The sequence below is a fragment of the Undibacterium sp. Ji50W genome (assembly GCF_049340445.1).
Classification (GTDB): domain Bacteria; phylum Pseudomonadota; class Gammaproteobacteria; order Burkholderiales; family Burkholderiaceae_D; genus Undibacterium.
The window spans coordinates 86,061-107,992 of record NZ_JBMPOX010000018.1; the positions used below are offsets into that span (position 1 = coordinate 86,061).

The window sequence follows — 21,932 nt, forward strand, 5'->3', positions numbered from 1 at the left end:
GCTGTGCAAATAGCGCCAGGGGAACATATATTGAACATCTTGACCACTCAATTTCCGGCACGGTAAGGTAAAATGAATTTGAGCTGCAACTCACATTCCATGGGTGCATTTGTCCTGCATAAAAAATATTATGAAAAAATTACTAATTGTTGATGATAGCAAAGTGTCACGCATGGTCATACGTGCCCATGTGAAGGCAGCCCAGCCTGAGTGGGAAATATTCGAAGCCAGTACCGGCGAAGAAGCCATGAAATCTGTGCAAGAAAACAAGCCAGACTATTGCACCATGGACATCAACATGCCTGGCATGCTGGGAACGGATGCTGCAGAGAAAATTTTGAAAGACCACCCTCATCTGCGCATTGCCATCTTCTCTGCCAATGTGCAAGACAGCATGCAGACACGCGCCAATTCCATAGGCAGTGTTTTCGTGGCCAAGCCTGTCACTGAAAAATCGATCACCATCGTCCTCAATTATTTCGCGAGCGGTCAATGAACACGCTGACTGAACTTCATCTTGATGCACTGAGTGAAGTTTTTAATGTCGGCGCAGGCAGAGCAGCAGCCAGCCTCAGTGACATCGTTGGCGAAGAAGTCCGTCTTTCGGTTCCTTCAGTAGAAATTCGCAAATCGTCTGAAATAGACGTGTCCATCATGGGCATGCAAAGCGACAAGTTTGGTGCCGTCCACCAGACTTTTAGTGGCACGTTTGAAGCAGACGCCATCCTCCTGTTCACTGAAGCCCACGCGCTGGAAATTGTGCGCGACATGATGGGCTCGCAAATCAGCATAGAAGACCTGGCAGAGTTCGAGCAGGAAGCCATGTGCGAGCTGGGTAACATCATACTCAATGCCTGCCTGTCAGCGATGGCAGATATGCTGAATATCCCGCTCAGTTGCTCCCTGCCTGATTATTCGGTCGCCACCACGGAAGAGATTTTCCGGCGCGTCAGTAATGACCTTGATCAACCTTATGTCTTGCTGCTGCACATAGACCTGACCATAGAAAGAAGGCATTCTGAAGGCCACCTGATTTTCCTGCTCAGCTCAACCTCATTGACTGATTTGGTCACCCAGATAGATCGTTTCCTGGGGGAAACCTGATGGCGCAGTTGTTGTCCACCAGCCCTGTCGCTGTGGAGCAAATCCTGAACTCCATCAGCCTGGGCCTGATACTGGTCGATGCAGAACAGCGTATCTGTCTGTGGAACGGCTGGATAGAAAGACATAGCGGCGTTGCCGCAGAACAGGCGCTGGGCCGCCAGATATCAGAAGCTTTTGAAGAATTGCCCAGCCGCGCCATCCTCACCGCCATCAGCAATACCCTGAATTACGGCCTGCCGGTGGTCCTGTCGAATGCCCTGCATCGCTCCCCCCTGCCGCTGTTTGACCGCAGTGAGCAGGACGATGAAAAAAAACGCATCCACCAGTCCATCACCATTACGCCGCTCAGTGCGGACGATGGCAGCAGGCTTTGCCTGATACAGGTCAGCGATTCATCTACGTCGATCAAGCGCGAAAAAATACTGCGTACCCATTCCGAAGCACTCAAGCGCGAAGCCACCACCGATAGCCTGACCGGCATCTATAACCGCCGCTTCTTTGACGAACATTACAAAATAGCGATGGGTCATGCCGTGCGCCACAATGTGCCGCTATCCATTTTCATGCTGGATATTGACTTCTTCAAGGAATACAACGACAGCTACGGCCATGTGGCCGGTGACAAGACATTGATACAGGTCGCAGCCGCATTGCGCAAACAATTGCTGCGGGCCACCGATGTACTGGCACGTTTTGGTGGTGAAGAATTCATTTTGATGCTGCCGAATATGGCGCCCGAATTGGCCATGCAATTTGCCGAAAAACTGCGTACCGCCGTATGGGACCTGAATATACCGCACATCAATTCGCGCGTCGGGGACCGGGTCAGTATCAGCATAGGTTTCAGCAATTACCACAAGCATCCGGATGTGGATCAGCATATGTTGCTGAAATGTGCTGATGCTGCTTTATATGAAGCAAAAAAAACAGGCCGCAACCGGAGTCATTATTTGCCACTGCAAGATTTTCATGTGCCGTCAGCCAGCATTGCTGAATCTGCCGACAGTCATGACGAAGGCCTGCTCAGTTGATGTCGTCGCCCCGGTTTGATGTTCATCTGGTTTTTCTTAGTTATTAATTCATGGCGTGGCCCTTGCCGGTCAAACCATACACATACAAGGTATCGGCATGCATAAATCATCCCCAGCATTCTCTCCCGTACGTCGCCACATCCATCACCTGATCGCTGCCGGTCTGCTGGCTTTTTGTGGCCTGGCAAATGCACAACAGGTATTGCGCGTATCCGCCATACCCGATGAAGCGCCGACAGAATTGCAGCGCAAGTTCAAACCCCTGGGCACTATGCTGGAAAAAAAACTGGGCATGAAAGTGGAATTCATTCCCGTTACCGATTACGCGGCTTCGGTAGAAGGCCTGATCAATAAAAAACTCGACATGGTCTGGTTTGGCGGTTTTACTTTCGTGCAAGCCAAAGTACGCAGCAAAGATCAGGTGATACCGCTGGTACAGCGTGAAGAAGATGAAAAATTCAAATCAGTATTCATCACCACCGATAAAAACATCACCAAGCTGGAAGACCTGAAAGGCAAGACCTTTACCTTTGGCTCTGAATCGTCCACGTCCGGCCATTTGATGCCGCGCTCTTATTTGCTGGCAGCCAAGATCAATCCTGACACCGACATGAAGCGCATTGCTTTTTCTGGCGCACATGATGCAACTGTCGCTGCAGTATCCGGCGGCAAGGTCGACGCAGGTGCCCTGAATATTTCAGTCTGGGAAAAACTGCTGGCGCAAGGCAAGGTCGATACCAAACTGGTACACGTGTTTTACACCACGCCAGGCTATTTTGACTATAACTGGTCAGTGCGCGCCGACATGCCTGCCGACCTGCGCAAGAAGATCACAGACGCCTTCCTGAATCTGGACCCGGCCAATCCACAAGACAAGGAAATCCTGGATCTGCAACGTGCGACACGCTTCATCCCTACCAAGGCTGACAACTACAAGGCCATAGAAGCGGCAGCACATAATGCCGGCCTGCTGAAGTAATGTTGGCAGTAATGGCGGCAGCAATGTCGGCAACAGCGCTGCGTTTGCAGCAATTAAGCGTGGCTTTTCCCGGTGCGGTACACACTGCATCGGTGGCCGGGCAAGCACAGCAGCAATACATCCTGGAAAATCTTGACCTGACGGTAGCCCAGGGCGAACAGATTGCCATCATAGGCCCGTCCGGTGCCGGTAAAACCACCCTGCTGCATACCCTGGCTGCCGCGCATCAGCCAGCCACCGGGCAATTCCAGTTTATGGAAAAAGATGTGTGGACGCTGTCGCATACAGCGCGCCATGCCCTGCGTCGTCATTTGTTTTTGGCACCACAAACGCCGCCACTGCCAGCACGCCAGCGCGTCATTACCGCAGTGCTGGCCGGCCGCCTGCCACACTGGACACTGGCACGGGCGCTGCGCAATCTGATCAAGCCCACCGACCCGCTGGCCGCCTGGCAAGCCTTGCAGCGTTTTGATTTACAACACAAGCTCTATGCCAGGGTAGATAAACTATCTGGCGGCGAACGCCAGCGCTGCGGACTGGCACGCCTGCTACTGTCCGATGCCAGCCTCTTGCTGGTGGATGAACCCCTGTCAGCACTTGACCCTACACTGGCCCTGCAAACCCTGCATACCCTGCAGCAAGAAGCAAAACAACGTCATGCGACGCTCATCTGCAGCCTGCACCAGGTGGAGCTGGCGCGCCAGCACTTTCCCCGTATCATAGGCTTACGCGCTGGCAAAGTCCTGTTCGATAGTGACAAGGTGGATGATCAGATGATCGCCGACCTGTACCGGAATGCCGGCACCCCGCAGCAGCAGCCGGATATACCGGCACCGAACCAGCCAGACCTGTCTGGCTTTGCTGATGCACCTCGCTGCTTTTAAGCACAATGACGCACCAGGATAGCCATCCAGATATCCAGCATGATCCCGCATGGCGCATGCGGGTGACGCTTGCATTGTGCATGCTGGCCTTGCTCTGGCCCATGCTGTACATCACTGAATTCAAGCCCTGGCAACTGATCGATGCGCAAAGCCTGGGCGCGACCTGGCGCTTCCTGTCCGGCTTTTTTCCACCTGCCCATTCCACAGAATTTTTACTGATCGTGCTGGAAGCCACCTGGCAAACCATCGCCATTGCTACTGCGGGCCTGACGCTGGCACTGCTGGGTGCGATTCCCATGACCCTGATCGTCAATGAACATTTATCAATTTCACGCCTGGGCAGCGGGCACATGCATGGCATGGCCAGACTGCTGCGCCAGGTCGTGCGCTGGAAGCTTGTCTTGCTGCGCAGCGTGCCCGAGCTGGTGTGGGCCCTGCTGTTTGTGCGCCTGGTCGGGCTGGGGCCGACTGCTGGTGTATTTGCCATCGCCCTTACCTACGCCGGTATGCTGGGTAAGGTGTATGCAGAAATACTGGAAGCCAATGACGCCCATGCCACCGACAGCCTGCTCAGGAACGGCAGCAGTCGCCTGACTGCATTTCTGTACGGTGCCTTGCCGAATGCCGCACCAGAGCTGGTTTCCTACACCATCTACCGCTGGGAATGCGCGATACGCGGTTCTGTCGTCATGGGTTTTGTCGGCGCGGGCGGCCTGGGGCAACGCATGGATGAATCCATGAAAATGTTATCCGGCGCTGAAGTATCGACCATGCTCATCGTTTTCGTACTGCTGGTGGGCATCGCCGACCTGGCCAGTAAATTATTCCGCAAGGCACTTGCATGAGAGCTCAAGACAGCAACGACATGCCAGTCGCGCCGCCGTTATTGACTCCACTCAAGCTGGCGTTAAGTGCGGGCATTATACTGCTGGTCGTAGCCAGCTTTATCAGCCTGAACATGGAATGGCGTGCCCTGTTCAGCGACGACGCAGCCAGCAAAACCTGGGAATTCCTGCAAGGCTTTGCGCCACCCGATATCAGCCCTGCCGTCCTCAGAAAAACTGCCCTGGCCTCTTTTGAAACCCTGGCCATGTCGGCACTTGGCACCTTGATTGCCGCCATGCTTGGTCTGTTTCTGGCGCTGCCAGCCAGCGGCCGGTTTGGCAAGCTGGCAAAAAGCAGTACGCGATTATTTTTGAATGTAGCCCGTGCCATCCCCGAACTGGTGTGGGCATCCATCATGCTGATTGCTGCTGGGCTGGGGCCATTTGCCGGCACCATTGCGCTGGCCGCGCATACCACCGGCGTACTTGGTCGCCTGTTTGCCGAAGCACTGGAAAACGCCGCTCCGCAGGCAGAATCGAGCTTGCGCCTGAACGGTGCCTCGGCCATCAATGCCTTCCTGTATGCCACGCTGCCACAAAGCCTGCCGCAAATGCTGTCCTATACCCTGTATCGCTGGGAAAATAATATTCGCGCCGCCGCCATACTCGGCGTAGTCGGTGCCGGTGGCCTGGGACAAATGTTGAAGTATCATTTATCATTATTCCAGATGCAGACTGCCGCCACGGTCATTATCGCCATGCTGATACTGGTCGCCATGGTGGATGCCCTGAGTTTTGCGATGCGACGCTGGCTGATGCATTAAATATGACATTAAATAAGACATAAAATTACGCCATGAGCCTGTCCGCCAAACCCTATCTGCAACGCATCAGCCTACGCGACGATGCTGTCATTGATTTTGACAACTACCCTTACCACATCCCGGCAGTCAGGGAAATCGATGTGCTGGACTTTCATGCTGACGTGACTTTTTTTGTCGGTGAAAACGGTGCTGGCAAATCGACGGTACTGGAAGCCATCGCCATGGCGCTGGGCTATGGCCAGGAAGGCGGGACCAAGAATGTCGCGTACCGCACCACAGAATCAGTATCTTCGCTACATCAGAATCTGCGACTATCCAAAAGCTTCAAGAAACCACGTGATGGCTACTTCTTACGGGCAGAGAGTTTCTTCAACGTCGCCACCTACATGGATGAAGTCGGCTATCTGGGTGCGTATGGCGGCTCGCTGCATACGCGCTCGCATGGCGAAGCCTTCATGGCTTTGTTACTTAACAAGCTGGAAGGCAATGGCCTGTACCTGATGGATGAACCCGAAGCGGCCCTGTCCCCCAACCGTCAACTGGCGGCCCTAAGCGCCATACATCAACTGGTACAGGATGGTTCGCAATTCATTATTGCCACCCATTCACCGATACTGCTGTCCTATCCCCATGCGAAAATTTACCAGTTTGATGGCAGCGGCATCACGCAAACCAGTTATGAAGACACGGAACACTTTGCAGTGACCCGTGACTTTCTCAACAATTACCCCAGGCGGCTGGAACAATTGCTGGCTGACGATGCATCATGACTGCTTGGAACCTGTGGTTGATCTTAGCGAATAGCACAAAACAAAGCTGAACTTTCGGATAAGCATTATGATTAATTTTCTCAACAATCCAGGAAAACGACTCAGTACATTACTGGCTTGCCTGACTATCCTGTTCTGCCTACACCCCATGAATACACACGCTGAAGAAGCATCCTCACCACTAGGTTCACTCGTCATCATAGGCGGTGCCTTGCGCATGGATAATGCGGCGGTCTGGCAGCGCATTGTCCAGCAGGCCGGTGGCAAAGGGGCAAAAATTGCAGTCATCCCGGCGGCAGCTGGCAACCCTGAGCGCGCTGGCGCTGCCACTGTCGCCGCACTGAACCAGAATGGTGCCCAGGCCTTTGTCGTTCCCTTGTCGGTCAAATATCCACACTTCAAGCCGCAAGACATCGTCAATGACGCCGCCTGGCTGGATAAATTGAAGCAAGCCAGCGGTGTGTATTTCACCGGCGGTGACCAGGCGCGCATCGTGCAGGCACTGCTCACACCGGATGGCAGCAAGACCGCCATGCTGGAAGCAATCTGGGCCCTGTATCAACGCGGTGGGGTGATTGCTGGCAGCAGTGCCGGCGCTGCCATCATGAGTACCACCATGTTTTATGATGCCCAACCCGTGCTGCCCACATTGAAGCAGGGGGTCACTGATGGCAAGGAAATTGCCAACGGCCTGGGCTTCATCGGCCCCGATGTATTCATAGACCAGCACCTGATCATCCGGGGTCGCTTTGCCCGCATGTTGCCGGTCATGCTGAAGAAGCATTACAAGCTGGGCCTGGGGGTGGATGAAAATACCGCCATGGTGGTCAGCAACCAGGCTGAAGTCGAAGTCATCGGCTATAAGGGCGCCATCCTGTTTGACCTGACAGAAGCAAGCACCGACAGCAGCCAAAAGAATTTTAATATCAGCAATGCCCGTATCAGCTATCTGGACCGGGGTGACCGTTTTAATTTGCGCAGCAAGACACTGACACCGTCCGCTGACAAACTGCAGGGCAAGCTTGATCCTGCCCATGCCTACAATACTGATCGACACTTCTACGCCGATATCCTGGCCAATTCCGTGGTCACCGACCTGATGTTTCATTTAATCGGCAGCAAGCAGGAACGCAGCATCGGGCTGGCCTTTGGTTTGGATGAGCAGCCTGAGCTGGGTTTTGAATTCAGCTTCAGCAAGCTGGCAGAAAGCCAGGGCTATTTTTCAGCATCTTCCGGTGCCGAGGCGTATACGGTGCTGAAGCTGCGTCTGGATATACGACCAGTCAAAATGCAGTTACCCTTATACAAATAAAACACTTGCGGACAGGGGAAAGGATGGCCATCTGTGGCGTCCTTTTGTCATCCTCTCTGTCATCCTGTTGGCAGCGCTTTGTCGTCCCTTTTGTTGTCCACCTCCCGGACTGCCGCATCAGAACAACACCCCTGCACTAATTTGTCGTTTGTTTGCCTATTCTTCACACTATGCAGTGTTAGCTTCACATACAATCAAACTGCAGCACTGACTCTCCCTTGCGTATTGGGTGCAGGCTGCGTGACTGCCATTCATCAAATAATGCAGATCCTGCCATCAGCATGGGCTATAAGCCAGAGATGATTAAGGAAGCTCTCTCGCTGTCATACGCACACCTGTTGCGCTGCATAAACCAGTGAGACCACGTCATGAAACTCAGTACCCGCATCATTCTGCTGTGTGCCATCACCCTCTTCGGTATCTCCGTCATTTCCGTCATTTCACTGTATTCCCTGCGCCAGAGCATGCTGAAGGAACGCAAGGAGCAGATTTCCAATATGGTCGAAATGGCCTATGCCGCCATAGAAAAAGCCCATGCGCTGGAACAGGCGGGCAAGCTGTCGCGCGATGATGCGCAAAAACAGGCCAAACTGGCGATTTCCAGCTTCCATAAGGATGAAATGTATTTCTTTGTGCGTGGCTACAACGACGATTTGCTGCTGGTACACCCCAAAGCCTCACGCATCGGTGTTCCACAAAAGGATATGAAAGAATCCGGTGACCGCTATCGGGCTTCACTGGCAAACAGCGCCCTGGGTATCGTGCAGGCCCCTGGTACTCGCCCTGGCGTTGAGGTGGCGGTCGATAAAATCTATGCTGTAAAAAGATTTACCCCGTGGGAATGGCTGGTGGGAACCGGCACCTACATCGACGATATCAATGATTCGTTCTGGCAACAGGCTGGCATACTGTTGGGTGTGGGCTGCGTCATGATGGCCCTGGTAGGTGGCATCGCCTGGCGCATCACGCGTGCCATTCTGGGTCAGTTGGGCGGAGAGCCATCCTATGCGGCCGAAGTGGTAGGCCACATTGCCGAGGGCGACCTGACCACCGACATCAAGCTCAGGCACAATGACCAGTCCAGCCTGCTGTTTGCCATCAAGAGCATGCGTGACAAGCTGGCCGCTGTCGTCAGTGAAGTACGCACGGGTTCTGAATCAATTGCCACGGCTTCGGGTGAAATCGCCTCGGGCAATCTGGATTTATCCAGCCGTACCGAGCAACAGGCCGGTGCGCTGGAAGAAACCTCATCCACCATGGAAGAGCTGACATCCACCGTCAAACAAAATGCCGACAATGCCAGACAGGCCAACCAACTGGCGATTTCGGCTTCTGAAGTGGCGACCCAGGGCGGCAGCGTGGTGGGTAAAGTCGTGGCCACCATGGGTTCCATCAATGAATCATCGAAGAAAATTGTCGATATCATCAGCGTCATTGACGGCATTGCCTTCCAGACCAACATCCTGGCATTGAACGCGGCAGTAGAAGCGGCACGCGCCGGTGAACAGGGACGAGGTTTTGCCGTCGTGGCCAGCGAAGTGCGCAATCTGGCGCAGCGATCCGCCTCGGCCGCCAAAGAAATTAAAACCCTGATAGACAGTTCAGCAGAGAAAGTAGAAGAAGGCGGCAAGCTGGTGGCCATCGCCGGCTCCACCATGGATGATGTAGTGGCCAGCGTCAGGCGCGTCACCGATATCGTCGCAGAAATTGCTTCGGCCAGCCAGGAACAAAGCTCGGGCATAGAACAGGTCAATCATGCCATCGTGGATATGGACAATATGACGCAACAGAATGCGGCACTGGTTGAACAGGCCGCCGCCGCAGCCCAGGCCATGAATGAACAGGCAGACGCGCTGGCGCAAGTGGTGAATATTTTCAAGGTCCGCATGGAACCGGCCAGATCGGCTAGTCCGATCAATTCACATAGTCCTGTCCATCGCGCCAAACCCCACGACAACCCACGACTGTTGCGTTGAGTTGTGCACACAAGTATCACAAGGGGTCACGGTAATAAAAAAAGAGATGCCATGGCATCTCTTTTTTCGTCTTGCTGACCAAGACTGATCAGCAAAAATCAGTTATCAGGACAGATTCCAGACATATTCCAGCTTGGTCCATGCTTGCTGTGGTTTGCCATCTTTTGCACCTGGTTTGAATTTGCAAGAGGTGTAAATTTTTTGTGTTGCTTTGTCCAATGCCTTGGAGCCACTGGATTTTTCGACTTTGGAATCAACAACGCTACCGTCAGGGCCAACCAGAACCGACAATATTACGGTGCCGCTTTCTTCATTCATCAGCGCAGATTTTGGATAAATCGGTTTTTCACATGTTTGTTTATCAACTGAAGGGGCGATTTCGTTGGCGGAAACAGACACAAAGGAAGCGAGCAGCGCAACAGCTAAAATAATTTTTTTCATGGAAGTCGATGATAAATAAAGGATTTTTCGAAAGTAAGGAATTGCCCAACATTGCCAGGAATTGCCACATAGAAACACGAAGCGTATTTTACTGCATGTTTTTTCCGCATAGCAACATATTTCTTTAAAACATCTTTCCTCGATCACCATGTTGAGCAAACCCGCCAGCAGTCCCTATAAAACCCAGCTTTTGCCGTGACCGTAATCAGGTTTGTATCAGGTTTGTTTATCGCACTGCAATAACAATAACAATAACAACAATGTCACCAGCGCAATGCAGCACCTGATTAAACATTTTGCCTTTTTGAATGATTTCCGCTAGCCTGAATTCAGGCTTGGCCGTCTGGCTATGGGTTTGTACAAGAAACTACAAAAAACAAAATCAGGAGAAGACAAAATGAAATTCTTGAAATTGCTTGCGACTTTAGTCACTTTATTGCTACTCAGCCACCTGCAACCCGCTTATGCTGAAGACAATCCTGCCGATGCGATTGCCATGGTAGAAAAGGGGGTCGCCTATATGCAAAAACATGGCAAGGATGCCCTGGCGCAGGAAATCAATAATAAAAATCCTGAATTCATTAATGGTGCCATCTACCTGTACATGCGCGGTATGGATGGAGCCATCATCGCCCACCCCATCAATCCCAAGCTGATAGGTAAAAACATGCTGGACCTGCCAGATGCCGATGGCAAATACTATCGCAAGGACATACTGACGCTGGCAAAAAGCAAAGGCAAAGGCTGGGTTGATTATCGTTATAACAACCCCGTCACCAAGCAGATAGAAAACAAGACCACTTATATTTTCCGAAGTAATGACGTGATACTGGAAGCGGGAATTTACAAGGGCAAGTAATCTTCACTGCACACAGCATTCAAGCGCAAAGGTATCGGCTGCTAAATAAAGATACAGAGATATAGAGATACACCTTTCTAGCGATACCTTTGTAGCTATACCTTTATAGCGATACCTTTTTTACAACTGCAAGCTTGATCCGGGCAAATAAAAAGATATCCATCCTGCATAAGTTGATTTTTGGCAGTTTTGTGCGACATCGTACAGACGCCCGCTGACATGTCGCGTAGTTTGGCCTCACGGAAACATGACATGCCAACTGGAAACACTTATGACGCAGCGAATTCTTATTATCACCAACGACCTGACTGATCGCGTATCACTTCAGAATGCACTGCGCCAAACCAGTGATGGTCCTTATGACATCCTGGTCGCAGGCAGCCTGTCAGAGGCCATCACGCAGATTCAGAAACACAAGGTGGATGCCATACTGGCAGATTTATATCTGCCCGACAGCGAGGGCATAGCGACTTTTGACAGCCTGTTCGCGAATGCTCCACAGATTCCTATTCTTACCCTGTCCGGTGATGACGAAACGCTCGCCATTGAGGCCGTCAAGTCGGGGGCCCAGGGTTATTTGACCAAGGGGCATTTCGCCAGTTACCTGGTACCGCAATCCTTGCGTAATGTGATATTGCGCAAGGCAGTAGAAGAGGCCGTCTACATCGACAAGGTACGTGCAGAAATCACCCTCAACTCCATCAGTGATGCCGTCATCGGCACAGATATGGCAGGCAATGTTGACTATTTGAATGTCGCCGCAGAACATATGACCTTGTGGACCAGAGAAGAAGCGCGCGGCCAGCCAATTACCGCCGTCATGCCCATCATTCATAGTGAGAGCAGGCAGGAAAAAGACAATCCTGTGGCGATGGTATTGCAACAGGATATGGCAACAACCCTGACACCCGGTACCATACTTATCAGGCGGGATGGCAGTGAAGTAGCAATTGAAGATTCAACCGCACCCATCCACGATTCGGCCGGCAATATTGCCGGTGCCGTCATGGTATTCCACGATATTACGGATGCCAAGGTCATGGCTGTAAAAATGGCCCACCTGGCACAGCATGACTTTCTCACCAATTTACCTAACCGCGCCCTGCTGAATGATCGCATCGCACAGGCAATTGGTCTCGCCAAGCGGCGCGGCAGCTTTTTGTCCATCCTGTTCATGGACCTGGATAATTTCAAGCACATCAATGATTCACTGGGACATGCCACGGGTGACAAGCTGCTGAAATCCGTCACAGAACGTTTAAGCGCATGCGTACGTAACTCTGATACCGTCAGCCGCCAGGGTGGTGATGAATTCGTGATTCTGGTGACAGACGACAAGTCTGCTGAAAATGCTGCGCTGACTGCCGAGAAATTATTAAAATCCCTGGCAACACCGCACCATATCAATAAACATGAACTGCATGTCACCTCCAGCATCGGTATCAGCGTCTACCCGTCTGATGGTGTCGATGCAGAAACCCTGATCAAGAATGCCGATACGGCCATGTACCAGGCCAAGGACAAGGGACGCAACAACTATCAGTTTTTCAAACCCGAAATGAATGTGCGCGCCGTAGAGCGCCAGGTCATCGAGGCCAATCTGCGTGTGGCACTGGTACGCAATGAATTCTTCTTGCACTATCAACCCAAGATCAACCTGAAGACCGGTGAAATCACCGGTGCAGAAGCCTTGCTGCGCTGGCAGCATCCGCAATGGGGCATGGTGCCGCCGATACGCTTTATCGGCATTGCCGAAGACTGTGGCGTCATCGTTCCCGTTGGTCGCTGGGTATTGCGTGAAGCCTGCGCACAGACCAGGCGTTGGCAGAATAGTGGCCTGGATATTGCCACCATCTCGGTGAATATTTCTGCCGTTGAATTTCGCCGCCAGGATTTTGTAGAAGGCGTGAAAACCATACTGATAGAAACCGGCTTGCCCCCCACCTGCCTGCAACTGGAAATTACCGAAAGTGTATTGATGCGCAATGCAGAAAGCAGCATTGCCATACTTGAGCAATTAAAAAACATGGGCATACAACTGGCGATTGATGATTTCGGTACTGGTTACTCCAGTCTCAGCTACCTGAACCAGTTCCCCATCGACGTACTGAAAATTGACCAGTCATTTGTACACGACATAGGCAACAACAAAACCGACAGCAACGGCGTCATCGCCAGTGCCGTTATCGCCATGGGAAATAGCCTGAAACAAAAAGTCATCGCAGAAGGCGTTGAACAGGAAGAGCAACTATCCTTCCTCAAGGAACAGGATTGCGAAGAAGGACAAGGCTATATTTTCAGCAGGCCGGTGGGGGCCGAGCAATTCGAGAAGTTATTGCGTCAGGGGATACCATCCCAGAACACTGTGTTAGTCTAAAATTTGCATCTATTGGTGAACATTGATGAACGTTGATGAACATTCATGAATAAAAAAACGGACATGTCAGCATGTCCGTTTTTTGTTCAGAGAAAAACTACAACAGGTTTATTCGTAATCACTGACCGGCACGCAAGAACAGAACAGGTTACGGTCACCATAGACATTATCAGCACGACCAACCGGCGCAAAGTATTTATTCTTGCGCAGAGAAGCAACCGGGTAAGCTGCCACTTCACGGCTGTAAGCATGCGGCCATTCATTGGCGATCAGCACTTCTGCTGTATGGGGCGCATGTTTCAGTGGATTGTCCTTTGCATCGAATTCACCACTGGCGACCTTGGCGATTTCTTCACGGATGCTGATCATGGCATCGATGAAGCGGTCAAGTTCAGCCTGTGATTCGCTTTCTGTCGGTTCTATCATCAGTGTGCCGGGCACAGGGAAGCTCATGGTCGGTGCATGGAAACCAAAGTCGATGAGGCGCTTGGCCACATCTTCATTGCTGATGCCGGTCGCATCGGTCAAGGGACGCAGGTCCAGTATGCATTCATGCGCGACCAGGCCATCATGGCCACTGTACAGCACAGGGTAATGCGGGGCCAGGCGTTTGGCGATGTAGTTGGCGGCCAGAATCGCTGTTTCTGTCGCTGCCTTCAAACCTTCGGAACCCATCATGGCAATATACATCCATGAGATAGGCAAGATGCTGGCAGAGCCGAATGGAGCGGCACTGACGGCAGAAATACCCTCTTCACCACGCACATAGCCGGTCGATTTCTGGTTAGGCAAAAACTTCGCCAGATGCGCGCCAACAGCCACCGGGCCTACGCCAGGGCCGCCACCACCGTGAGGGATACAGAAAGTCTTGTGCAGGTTCAAATGGCTGACATCACCACCAAACTTGCCAGGTGCGGCCACACCCACCAGTGCATTCATGTTGGCACCATCGACATAGACCTGGCCACCGTGGCTATGCACGATATCGCACAGTTGTTGTATGCCTTCTTCAAACACACCATGTGTCGATGGATAAGTCACCATCGCTGCTGCCAGGTTGGCACTGTGTTTTTCAGCCTTGGCTTTCAGGTCGACCAGGTCAACGTTGCCCTTGTCATCGCAGGCAACCACCACCACGTCCATGCCAACCATGCTGGCCGATGCCGGGTTGGTACCATGGGCAGAAGACGGGATCAGGCAGATATTGCGATGGGCTTCGTCACGCGAAGCGTGGTATGCCTGAATCACCAGCAAGCCTGCGTATTCACCTTGCGAACCGGCATTGGGTTGCAGGGACACGGCGTCATAACCGGTTGCTGCACACAGCATGGCTTCCAGTTGATCAATCATTTCACGATAACCGATGGTCTGGTCATTGGGTGCGAAAGGATGGATGTTGGAGAATTCTGGCCATGTCACAGGAATCATTTCACTGGTGGCATTCAGCTTCATCGTGCAGGAACCCAGCGGTATCATGGTGCGGTCCAGCGCCAGGTCCTTGTCCGCCAGGCTGCGCAGGTAACGCAGCATTTCATGTTCTGCGTGATAACGGTTGAAGGTTGGATGCGTCAGGTAAGTCGTGCCACGTGTCAGTGCTGCCGGATAGGCATCATTGACACCTGCTTCAATCGCCGCAAAATCCAATGTAGCTGTGACGCCGCTTGCTTTGGCAAAAATCCCCCACAGGGCTTCAACATCAGCACGGGTAACAGTTTCATCCAGCGAGACACCGACTTGCGTGGCGCTGATGTGGCGCAGGTTGTAGCCAGCAGCTTCAGCCGCCTGGTGGCAGGCAGCAGCAGTGGCGACATTCACAGTCAGCGTATCAAAGTAGGTGGAATTGGCGATGGTCAAGCCTTGTTGTTTCAGGCCACCAGCCAGCACACCCGTCAGGCGATGCACGCGCAGCGCGATCTGGCGCAGGCCAGCCGGACCGTGATAGACGGCATACATGGAAGCAATCACTGCCAGCAATACTTGTGCGGTACAGATATTCGATGTGGCTTTTTCGCGGCGGATATGTTGTTCACGTGTTTGCAGGGCCAGGCGATATGCCTTGTTGCCTTGCGCATCGATCGTCACGCCGACCAGGCGGCCTGGCATGCTGCGTTTGAATGCATCGCGTGTACCCATATAACCTGCATGCGGGCCACCAAAGCCCAGCGGCACACCAAAGCGCTGGCTGTTGCCGACGACGACGTCTGCACCCCACTCCCCTGGCGATGCGATCAGTGTCAGTGCCAGCAAATCAGCAGCGGCAATGACCATCGCGCCTTTGGCATGCAAGGCCGCCGCGTATTCGCGGTAGTCGCTGATGGAACCATCGACGCCTGGGTATTGCAGCAAGACGCCAAAACATTCATTCTCCAGCGCTTCGTTACCCGCACAGGTACGCACTTCTATACCCAGTGGTTTGGCGCGGGTTTCTATGATCTCGCGTGTCTGTGGCAAAACATCAGCGGCGACATAAAACACATTGGATTTGGATTTACCCACGCGCTGTATCAGCGTCATTGCTTCGGCGGCAGCTGTGCCTTCATCCAGCATCGATGCATTGGCAATGTCCATGCCGGTCAGGTCCGTAATCACTTGCTGGAAGTTCAGGATTGCTTCCAACCGGCCCTGGGAAATCTCTGGCTGGTACGGTGTATAAGCGGTGTACCAGGCAGGATTTTCAAAGATATTGCGCAGGATGACGCCAGGTGTCTGGGTGTTGTAATAACCCTGACCGATCAAAGACTTCAGTACCCGGTTTTTCGACGCCAGCGCCTTCAATGTTGCCAGTGCTTCCTGTTCAGATTTGGCTTCGGTAAATTGCGCCAGTGGCAGCACATCGTGACGGCGGATATTGGCCGGGACGATGGCATCAATCAGGGCGGTGCGATCTGCATAGCCCAGGGTTTTCAACATGGCGGCTTGTTCTGCGTCAGAAGGGCCAATATGGCGTGCGATGAAAGCATCGTGTGCTTCCAGTTGTGTCAGTGAAGGACGGGTCATGGTATGTGGGGCACAGAAGGGTAACGTGGAGTATCAGGCGGTGCTATGCAGAGCTAACCGCAGTCAGGCAAATCCAAAGCAATAAGGTGACAATAAGGTGGCCATCAGGCCACCTTAGGTGCGTCAATTAAGCAATGTTCTTGGCGTAAGCTTCAGCATTCATCAAGGCATCTACATCAGCAATATTTGCTGGCTTCAGCTTGAACAGCCATGCTGCAAAAGCGTCTGCATTGATGGCTTCTGGTGCATCAGCCAGTGCTTCATTGATGGCAACGACTTCACCTGTCACAGGGGCATAAATATCACCGGCAGCCTTGACCGACTCAACCACGGCGCAATCCTTGCCAGCGTCGAGCACTGTGCCAACTTTGGGCAGGTCAACAAAAACGATATCGCCCAATGCATCCTGGGCAAATTCAGTAATGCCGACAGTGATGGTGCCGTCTGCTTCTGTGCGTACCCATTCGTGGGATGTAGTGTATTTCAGGTCTGCTGGTACGTTCATGATGGGCTCCAAATAAGTAAATTAAATAATAATCAGTAAGACTGCCGCTTCAAATCAGGCTGCCAGGATTTTGCCGTTACGGACGAAAGGTAGTTTGACCACAGATGCTGCCAATTGCTTGTCACGGATAACAACCTGCACAGTATCGCCCACAGACACACCCATAGGCAACCGCGCCAGGGCAATCGCTTGCTGCATGGTCGGGCTGAACGTTCCACTGGTGATCTCACCCTCACCTTGCGCGCAGACGACTTTTTGATGGGCACGCAGGATGCCACCTTTTTCACGCAGGATCAGACCCAGGAACTGGGCGTTCTGGCCCTGAGTCTGCAAGGCTTGCTTGCCGACGAAATCACGTTCGCTGACCAGGTCAATCGTCCAGGCCAGACCAGCATCGAGCGGGTTGACGGTTTCATCCATGTCCTGGCCATACAGGTTCATACCCGCTTCCAGACGCAGGGTGTCGCGTGCCCCCAGGCCAGCAGGTTTGACGCCAGCGGCTGCCAGCGCATTCCACAAATCAGTGACGCGTTCGGCAGAAACAGCAATTTCAAAACCGTCTTCGCCGGTATAACCGGTGCGTGCCACCATCACTTCACCAAAGGAAGTGTCAGCGACAATCACGGCATTAAAGGGTTTGATGTCGGCACTGGCGGCCTTGGTCTCTGGCAAGACTTCCCAGGCTTTGGCACGGGCATTTGGCCCCTGCACTGCGACCAGGGCAAAAGCGTTTGCGCCATCCCGGCGCTGGGTAATTGTCAGCGTCAGGCCACTATTGGTTTGTGCATTGTGGGCATTCATCCATGCCACATCTTTTTCTGCCGTGCCTGCATTGACCACCAGGCGGAACCAGTTTTCGCTAAAGAAGTAAATGATCAGGTCATCGATGACGCCGCCTTCAGGCTTCAGCATGCAGGAATACAGGGCCTTGCCCGCTACCTGCAATTTATCGACATTATTGGCGACCAGGCCACGCAGGAAGCCGCGCACATTTTCACCCTGCAAATCGACGACACACATGTGGGATACATCAAACATGCCACAGTCAGTGCGCACAGCATGATGTTCTTCGATTTGGGAACCATAGTTGACAGGCATGTCCCAGCCGCCAAAATCAACCATCTTTGCACCAGCCGCACGATGGGCTGCATTGAGGGGAGTTGCCTTGAGTGATGTCGCTGTTTGCGTCATGAATGCCTCATTACCAGATTGAAGGGACGAACAAGCGCACGCCGACGAATGAACGTCGCATGCGTTGAAATCGCATACCCCTCTGTCCTGGTACCTGAGAGATTACGGGAGCTGTGTATGTTTGCTTCCCCGCGCGCACCTTCGGTGGGTAGCCCGGCGAATTGCTATGCCGCTACCGCTCTCCAGAGTTGGGGTAACTTTTAGCTACCCCGTTGATCGGTCCTTTTGCCTGAGAGTTTTTTGGGTATTAGCCCCTTCGGCGGCGACTTTCGTCACGCTCTCCCGATCAAGTAGCGCGATTATATAAGGCTTGCCAGGGCTTGGGTAGTTGGGTGCGGAAATATTTACAGAAAAGCTGAGAGATTAGTTGAAAAATTAGCAAAACAGCACTTCAAGGCAATTTCACCAATTCCTAATCAGCAGAAGCACTCACAAAGAATTGGACTGTGCTCACAGCAATACACAACAATGCACAGCAAAAATTCAAGCGATATGGCCAAGCATATAGCCAACATCCAACAGACCATGATCAAGCTCGGCGCGCCTCTGTATGAATTTGTAATTATTGTATTAAGTAGAAACAATTGCCATACAACATTGTTTGCGTTGTTACTCTTCGCGACAGTTTTATTTCCATTGTACAAATATCCGTACAAACAGATTTATTGTCGGCCCCGGTTTCTGATTCAAGGGAAAACGGCTGTCTAAGTATTTTGATCAAGCATTTGGCGCATGTGTTTGGATCATGTATTTAACCCTGACAAATAATTTTTTTAACTACTAACAGATGAAGAAGTGACCGGCGAGAAAATGAATAAGCAAAAATTGAAATTAATCGCCTTTGCCGCCATCGCAGCATCTGGCAGCATGAGTTCTGTGTATGCCGCAGATTGGCCGTCCGGCTTTTCTAAATGCGCCGATGAAGGCGAAGTCTGCAAAGTGGGTGATAAAGCCTTACAAGTGTCATTTGGCTTGAAAAACAAATGGGTGGTGAAATCCCTGTCTGGCAATGTCAGTTGTAACGCCGCCAGCTTTGGTGTGGCAGCCACTGCGGATATCAAAGAGAAATGTGCCATAGGCCCAGCCGGCACGCCAGACAACGGAACCGGCAGTGGCACAGGTGGCGGCACAGGTGGAAACACCGGCGGCAGCACTGGCGATGGATCAGGCACAGGCAGCACACCAGCCGGACACAGCGGTGGCTTTGCTGGTCTGGTCACTGGTGGCGGCACCGTGGCAGCAGTGACGGTTAGCACTGCGGCACAAATGCAGGCGGCAATTGATGCCTACAGCGGTACTGGTGGCCTGGTGATCCGGTATACCGGCACGTTTGATTTCCGCACTATTCCTGATGCCTGCACACAATGGAAAAAGGCCAAAGGTGCGATTGTTGAAATCAAGAACAAAGGCAATGTCACCATTGAAGGCAGTAATGGCTCGGCTGCCAATTTTGGTATCGCCGTCAAAGGTGGCGCAACCAACATCATCATCCGCAACATGACCATAGGTTTGTTACCCGGCTCTATCGACGCCATCGGCATTGAAGGCCAGAGCGGCAAGTTCCCTGGCTATGTCTGGGTAGATCACAATACCCTGTTTAGTTCACTGGCAGAATGTCCGGGCGCAGGCGACCTGGAGTTTGATGGCCTGGTGGATAACAAGGCCGATGCACATCACCTGACCTACTCTTACAACTATATCCATGATCATCACAAAGTTGGTTTGATCGGTTCCAGCGACAGCGATGCGAGCGACCGCTACATCACCTTCCATCACAATTACTATAAAAACGTAGGCTCACGCCTGCCCCTGCAGCGCGGTGGCTATACCCACATCTATAACAACCTGTACAGCGATATCAAAACATCGGGTATCAATGTGCGCATGCTGGGTTACTCTCTGATCGAGAGTAACTATTTCGAGAATTCACAAAACCCGGTGACATCCCGCGACAGCGATGTCCTCGGCTATTGGGAATTGCGCAACAATAATATCAAGACCCCTGCCGACTTCAACACCTACGGCATCAAATGGGTAGCCAGCGATTCCAAGCATACCCGCGACGCCACAGACTGGGTAACAACATCCCACCTGCCGATTGGGATCGCTTACAGTTACACACCCGATGAGCCTGCCTGCCTGAAACAAAAACTGCCTGCAGTGGCTGGTGCCGGTACGTCGCTGGCTAAACTGAGTTGCAAGTAATCACGTTAAAAGTAATGCTGTAGCGGTAATCTGAAGCTGAGCGGCCATCCCAGGCCGCTCAGCTACTGTCCAGAATATACTTGACATCAAATTTCCCTCCCCTTCAAGGGGAGGGTTAGGGTGGGGTTGGGTTTCGGTTGATCAATCCGCAATCAAATTGCACAAGAAACCCATCCCAACCTGTCCTGCTTACGATCTTACTGCGTGGGCGCAATCGGAGTCCACGTGGGACTACAGATCGTAAACAGGTTCTTACAGATATAAATCCCGCTTGATCTGGCGCATTTGCTGGTCATAACGGAATTCCCATGCACGCAGGTCGTCGATGCGTCTGCGGCTGGCATTCAGGAATTCTTGCAGCTCGCGACGTTCGCGTTCACGCTTGCGGTCGATATTGGCATTGTCTTCGGTTTTGGGACGATTTTTATCATCCTGGTCGCGCTTGATATCCTGTTCCAGCTGGCGTAACTTGCGCTCTGCATCCGTGTGACGATCATCGTGCGCCAGCAGATCGGCATGTGTCTGATTATATTTTCGTGACAGGTCTTCATAATCCTGCCCACCCAACACGGCGCGATGCAAATTACCCTGCATGCTGATATGGCATACCTCGATTGCCATGCTCTTATTTTCACGGCCCCAGTTGAAGGCGTTTTCCACTGTGCAGTAACGGGCATTCTGGCTGAGCCAGGCTTGTTCGTAAACATCACGGGTCTGGGCTATTACAAATACATTGTCACGCCGTGCGTTGGCCATGCGCTGTTCCAACTGGTTAGGGTGACCATAGCCATCGCTGTTACCTGCATCAGCCCAGTATTGCAATAATCTTTGTTCCCATTTCTGCTGATATTCGACCTCGAATAGTTTCAGGCCGCGTTTTTTGGCATCATCGCGGCGGGTATGGATATCGCGTCCGCTGACGGCATCATTCCAGCCCAGGTTTTTCCAGTATTCGACGATCTCGCGGTTCCAGCCGACGTGATACGCATCTTCGCGTACTTGCAGACCATTGGCAGTGGCGGCCCTGACCCGGCTGGCCAATTCACTATCCGGTATGCCATCGTGCGCGTCCTGATAACCCATTTGCTGCCAATACGCATAGTTGCCATCAGCCCAGCCGCGCTGGTAACTGGGGGCCTGGAAACCGATCGCCGCACCTGACCTGGCCCTGGATGCTTCTTCGCTGGCATTGCGCCCGGCCTTACCATCCTGCAGGCCGGTCTGGTACCAGTAATCTGCATTGCCTTGCTGCCAGCCTTGTTCATAGGCGGGGCGGTTCAGTGGCGTGCCGTTGCGCCCTACGACATCTGACTTGACCTGGGTATCAAAATAATTGATGGCGCGGGCATTGCGGCCATCCTCCCGACCCAGATGGGACCAGAAAATCTGGTTACCCTGTGCCCAGCCCTGTTCATAATTGCTGGCAGATTCTGCCTTGATCTTGTCGCCATCAATCAGCGAGCAAAACCGTCGCCTGTCATCAAAACGCTTGTCCAGCCCTTCTGCCCCGTCTTTGCTACCGATGCTGATCCAGTCACCCAGCTTGCAGTCATTGACACGGTTGACAGTGGATTGACAGCCGCTCAATAAAAAGCCAGCAGCCAGGATAACTGCCAGTATGAGGTGTTTGGCGGGATTGGATGTCAGGTGCAT

The 21,932-nt window shown here is 52.5% G+C and carries 18 protein-coding genes and 2 riboswitches; of the genes, 13 read left to right on the forward strand and 5 right to left on the reverse strand.

Annotation, left to right across the window (positions count from 1 at the left end; all coding sequences use genetic code 11):
- Window positions 1-130: 130 nt before the first annotated feature.
- The 10 genes from ACO0K9_RS21215 (at window position 131) to ACO0K9_RS21260 (ending at window position 9,704) form a co-directional block, all read left to right on the forward strand.
- Window positions 131-496: a response regulator transcription factor gene (locus ACO0K9_RS21215; RefSeq protein ID WP_422988132.1), complete on the forward strand. Its 366-nt coding sequence runs from the start codon at window positions 131-133 to the stop codon at window positions 494-496.
- On the forward strand, window positions 493-1,104 hold the full coding sequence (locus ACO0K9_RS21220) for a chemotaxis protein CheC (protein WP_422988134.1): 612 nt from the start codon (window positions 493-495) through the stop codon (window positions 1,102-1,104). The genes ACO0K9_RS21215 and ACO0K9_RS21220 overlap by 4 nt, the downstream gene beginning before the upstream one ends.
- Window positions 1,104-2,135 (forward strand): diguanylate cyclase, encoded by a 1,032-nt coding sequence (locus ACO0K9_RS21225; RefSeq protein ID WP_422988136.1) that lies wholly within the window; start codon window positions 1,104-1,106, stop codon window positions 2,133-2,135. The genes ACO0K9_RS21220 and ACO0K9_RS21225 overlap by 1 nt, the downstream gene beginning before the upstream one ends.
- A 97-nt stretch (window positions 2,136-2,232) precedes the next feature.
- On the forward strand, window positions 2,233-3,114 hold the full coding sequence (locus ACO0K9_RS21230; RefSeq protein ID WP_422988138.1) for a putative selenate ABC transporter substrate-binding protein: 882 nt from the start codon (window positions 2,233-2,235) through the stop codon (window positions 3,112-3,114).
- Complete coding sequence (locus ACO0K9_RS21235; RefSeq protein WP_422988140.1) at window positions 3,114-3,998, forward strand: phosphonate ABC transporter ATP-binding protein; 885 nt, start codon at window positions 3,114-3,116, stop codon at window positions 3,996-3,998. The genes ACO0K9_RS21230 and ACO0K9_RS21235 overlap by 1 nt, the downstream gene beginning before the upstream one ends.
- 5 nt (window positions 3,999-4,003) lie before the next feature.
- Window positions 4,004-4,843, forward strand: a complete 840-nt coding sequence (locus ACO0K9_RS21240; RefSeq protein ID WP_422988142.1) for a PhnE/PtxC family ABC transporter permease — start codon at window positions 4,004-4,006, stop codon at window positions 4,841-4,843.
- The gene (phnE, locus tag ACO0K9_RS21245; RefSeq protein ID WP_422988144.1) at window positions 4,840-5,646 is read left to right on the forward strand and encodes a phosphonate ABC transporter, permease protein PhnE; all 807 of its coding nucleotides are present in this window, start codon (window positions 4,840-4,842) and stop codon (window positions 5,644-5,646) included. Before ACO0K9_RS21240 ends, phnE begins: the two co-directional genes overlap by 4 nt.
- A gap of 32 nt (window positions 5,647-5,678) precedes the next feature.
- On the forward strand, window positions 5,679-6,416 hold the full coding sequence (locus tag ACO0K9_RS21250) for an AAA family ATPase (protein ID WP_422988146.1): 738 nt from the start codon (window positions 5,679-5,681) through the stop codon (window positions 6,414-6,416).
- Between the two features lie 148 nt (window positions 6,417-6,564).
- On the forward strand, window positions 6,565-7,728 hold the full coding sequence (locus ACO0K9_RS21255; RefSeq protein WP_422988148.1) for a cyanophycinase: 1,164 nt from the start codon (window positions 6,565-6,567) through the stop codon (window positions 7,726-7,728).
- Window positions 7,729-8,096: 368 nt separating this feature from the next.
- Window positions 8,097-9,704, forward strand: coding sequence for a methyl-accepting chemotaxis protein (locus ACO0K9_RS21260; protein ID WP_422988150.1), 1,608 nt, complete (start codon window positions 8,097-8,099; stop codon window positions 9,702-9,704).
- A gap of 105 nt (window positions 9,705-9,809) precedes the next feature.
- Here ACO0K9_RS21260 and ACO0K9_RS21265 read toward each other — a convergent pair whose 3' ends face one another.
- Window positions 9,810-10,295, reverse strand: a complete 486-nt coding sequence (locus ACO0K9_RS21265; protein ID WP_422988152.1) for an energy transducer TonB — start codon at window positions 10,293-10,295, stop codon at window positions 9,810-9,812.
- 247 nt (window positions 10,296-10,542) lie between these two features.
- Here ACO0K9_RS21265 and ACO0K9_RS21270 point away from each other — a divergent pair, with 247 nt between their 5' ends.
- Both ACO0K9_RS21270 and ACO0K9_RS21275 read left to right on the forward strand, forming a co-directional pair.
- Entirely contained in the window at window positions 10,543-11,004 is a 462-nt protein-coding gene (locus tag ACO0K9_RS21270; RefSeq protein WP_422988154.1) for a cache domain-containing protein, read from the forward strand.
- Window positions 11,005-11,275: 271 nt separating this feature from the next.
- Window positions 11,276-13,381 carry a GGDEF/EAL domain-containing response regulator gene (locus tag ACO0K9_RS21275; protein WP_422988156.1) on the forward strand — a complete coding sequence of 702 codons (2,106 nt, stop codon included), beginning with the start codon at window positions 11,276-11,278 and terminating at the stop codon, window positions 13,379-13,381.
- Between the two features lie 108 nt (window positions 13,382-13,489).
- Here ACO0K9_RS21275 and gcvP read toward each other — a convergent pair whose 3' ends face one another.
- The 3 genes from gcvP to gcvT all read right to left on the reverse strand — a co-directional run bounded on the left by gcvP (window position 13,490) and on the right by gcvT (window position 18,074).
- Window positions 13,490-16,378: an aminomethyl-transferring glycine dehydrogenase gene (gene gcvP / locus ACO0K9_RS21280; protein WP_422988158.1), complete on the reverse strand. Its 2,889-nt coding sequence runs from the start codon at window positions 16,376-16,378 to the stop codon at window positions 13,490-13,492.
- 127 nt (window positions 16,379-16,505) lie between these two features.
- Window positions 16,506-16,883 carry a glycine cleavage system protein GcvH gene (gcvH, locus tag ACO0K9_RS21285; protein WP_422988160.1) on the reverse strand — a complete coding sequence of 126 codons (378 nt, stop codon included), beginning with the start codon at window positions 16,881-16,883 and terminating at the stop codon, window positions 16,506-16,508.
- A 54-nt stretch (window positions 16,884-16,937) separates the two neighbouring features.
- On the reverse strand, window positions 16,938-18,074 hold the full coding sequence (gene gcvT / locus ACO0K9_RS21290) for a glycine cleavage system aminomethyltransferase GcvT (protein ID WP_422988162.1): 1,137 nt from the start codon (window positions 18,072-18,074) through the stop codon (window positions 16,938-16,940).
- Between the two features lie 72 nt (window positions 18,075-18,146).
- Window positions 18,147-18,270, reverse strand: a riboswitch (glycine riboswitch).
- An 11-nt stretch (window positions 18,271-18,281) separates the two neighbouring features.
- Window positions 18,282-18,369, reverse strand: a riboswitch (glycine riboswitch).
- A gap of 515 nt (window positions 18,370-18,884) precedes the next feature.
- On the opposite strand from gcvT, the gene ACO0K9_RS21295 reads away from it, so the two are divergent.
- Window positions 18,885-20,279 carry a pectate lyase family protein gene (locus tag ACO0K9_RS21295; RefSeq protein ID WP_422988164.1) on the forward strand — a complete coding sequence of 465 codons (1,395 nt, stop codon included), beginning with the start codon at window positions 18,885-18,887 and terminating at the stop codon, window positions 20,277-20,279.
- A 252-nt stretch (window positions 20,280-20,531) separates the two neighbouring features.
- On the opposite strand, the gene ACO0K9_RS21300 is transcribed toward ACO0K9_RS21295, so the two are convergent.
- Window positions 20,532-21,932, reverse strand: a complete 1,401-nt coding sequence (locus ACO0K9_RS21300; RefSeq protein WP_422988166.1) for a DUF2799 domain-containing protein — start codon at window positions 21,930-21,932, stop codon at window positions 20,532-20,534.

Bases quoted from the DNA above. Each gene is read 5' to 3' on its own strand.
- ACO0K9_RS21215 (WP_422988132.1), top strand. From the start codon at position 131: ATGAAAAAATTACTAATTGTTGATGATAGCAAAGTGTCACGCATGGTC.
- ACO0K9_RS21220 (WP_422988134.1), top strand. From the start codon at position 493: ATGAACACGCTGACTGAACTTCATCTTGATGCACTGAGTGAAGTTTTT.
- ACO0K9_RS21225 (WP_422988136.1), top strand. From the start codon at position 1,104: ATGGCGCAGTTGTTGTCCACCAGCCCTGTCGCTGTGGAGCAAATCCTG.
- ACO0K9_RS21230 (WP_422988138.1), top strand. From the start codon at position 2,233: ATGCATAAATCATCCCCAGCATTCTCTCCCGTACGTCGCCACATCCAT.
- ACO0K9_RS21235 (WP_422988140.1), top strand. From the start codon at position 3,114: ATGTTGGCAGTAATGGCGGCAGCAATGTCGGCAACAGCGCTGCGTTTG.
- ACO0K9_RS21240 (WP_422988142.1), top strand. From the start codon at position 4,004: ATGACGCACCAGGATAGCCATCCAGATATCCAGCATGATCCCGCATGG.
- phnE (WP_422988144.1), top strand. From the start codon at position 4,840: ATGAGAGCTCAAGACAGCAACGACATGCCAGTCGCGCCGCCGTTATTG.
- ACO0K9_RS21250 (WP_422988146.1), top strand. From the start codon at position 5,679: ATGAGCCTGTCCGCCAAACCCTATCTGCAACGCATCAGCCTACGCGAC.
- ACO0K9_RS21255 (WP_422988148.1), top strand. From the start codon at position 6,565: ATGAATACACACGCTGAAGAAGCATCCTCACCACTAGGTTCACTCGTC.
- ACO0K9_RS21260 (WP_422988150.1), top strand. From the start codon at position 8,097: ATGAAACTCAGTACCCGCATCATTCTGCTGTGTGCCATCACCCTCTTC.
- ACO0K9_RS21265 (WP_422988152.1), bottom strand. From the start codon at position 10,295: ATGGTGATCGAGGAAAGATGTTTTAAAGAAATATGTTGCTATGCGGAA.
- ACO0K9_RS21270 (WP_422988154.1), top strand. From the start codon at position 10,543: ATGAAATTCTTGAAATTGCTTGCGACTTTAGTCACTTTATTGCTACTC.
- ACO0K9_RS21275 (WP_422988156.1), top strand. From the start codon at position 11,276: ATGACGCAGCGAATTCTTATTATCACCAACGACCTGACTGATCGCGTA.
- gcvP (WP_422988158.1), bottom strand. From the start codon at position 16,378: ATGACCCGTCCTTCACTGACACAACTGGAAGCACACGATGCTTTCATC.
- gcvH (WP_422988160.1), bottom strand. From the start codon at position 16,883: ATGAACGTACCAGCAGACCTGAAATACACTACATCCCACGAATGGGTA.
- gcvT (WP_422988162.1), bottom strand. From the start codon at position 18,074: ATGACGCAAACAGCGACATCACTCAAGGCAACTCCCCTCAATGCAGCC.
- ACO0K9_RS21295 (WP_422988164.1), top strand. From the start codon at position 18,885: ATGAATAAGCAAAAATTGAAATTAATCGCCTTTGCCGCCATCGCAGCA.
- ACO0K9_RS21300 (WP_422988166.1), bottom strand. From the start codon at position 21,932: ATGCACCTGACATCCAATCCCGCCAAACACCTCATACTGGCAGTTATC.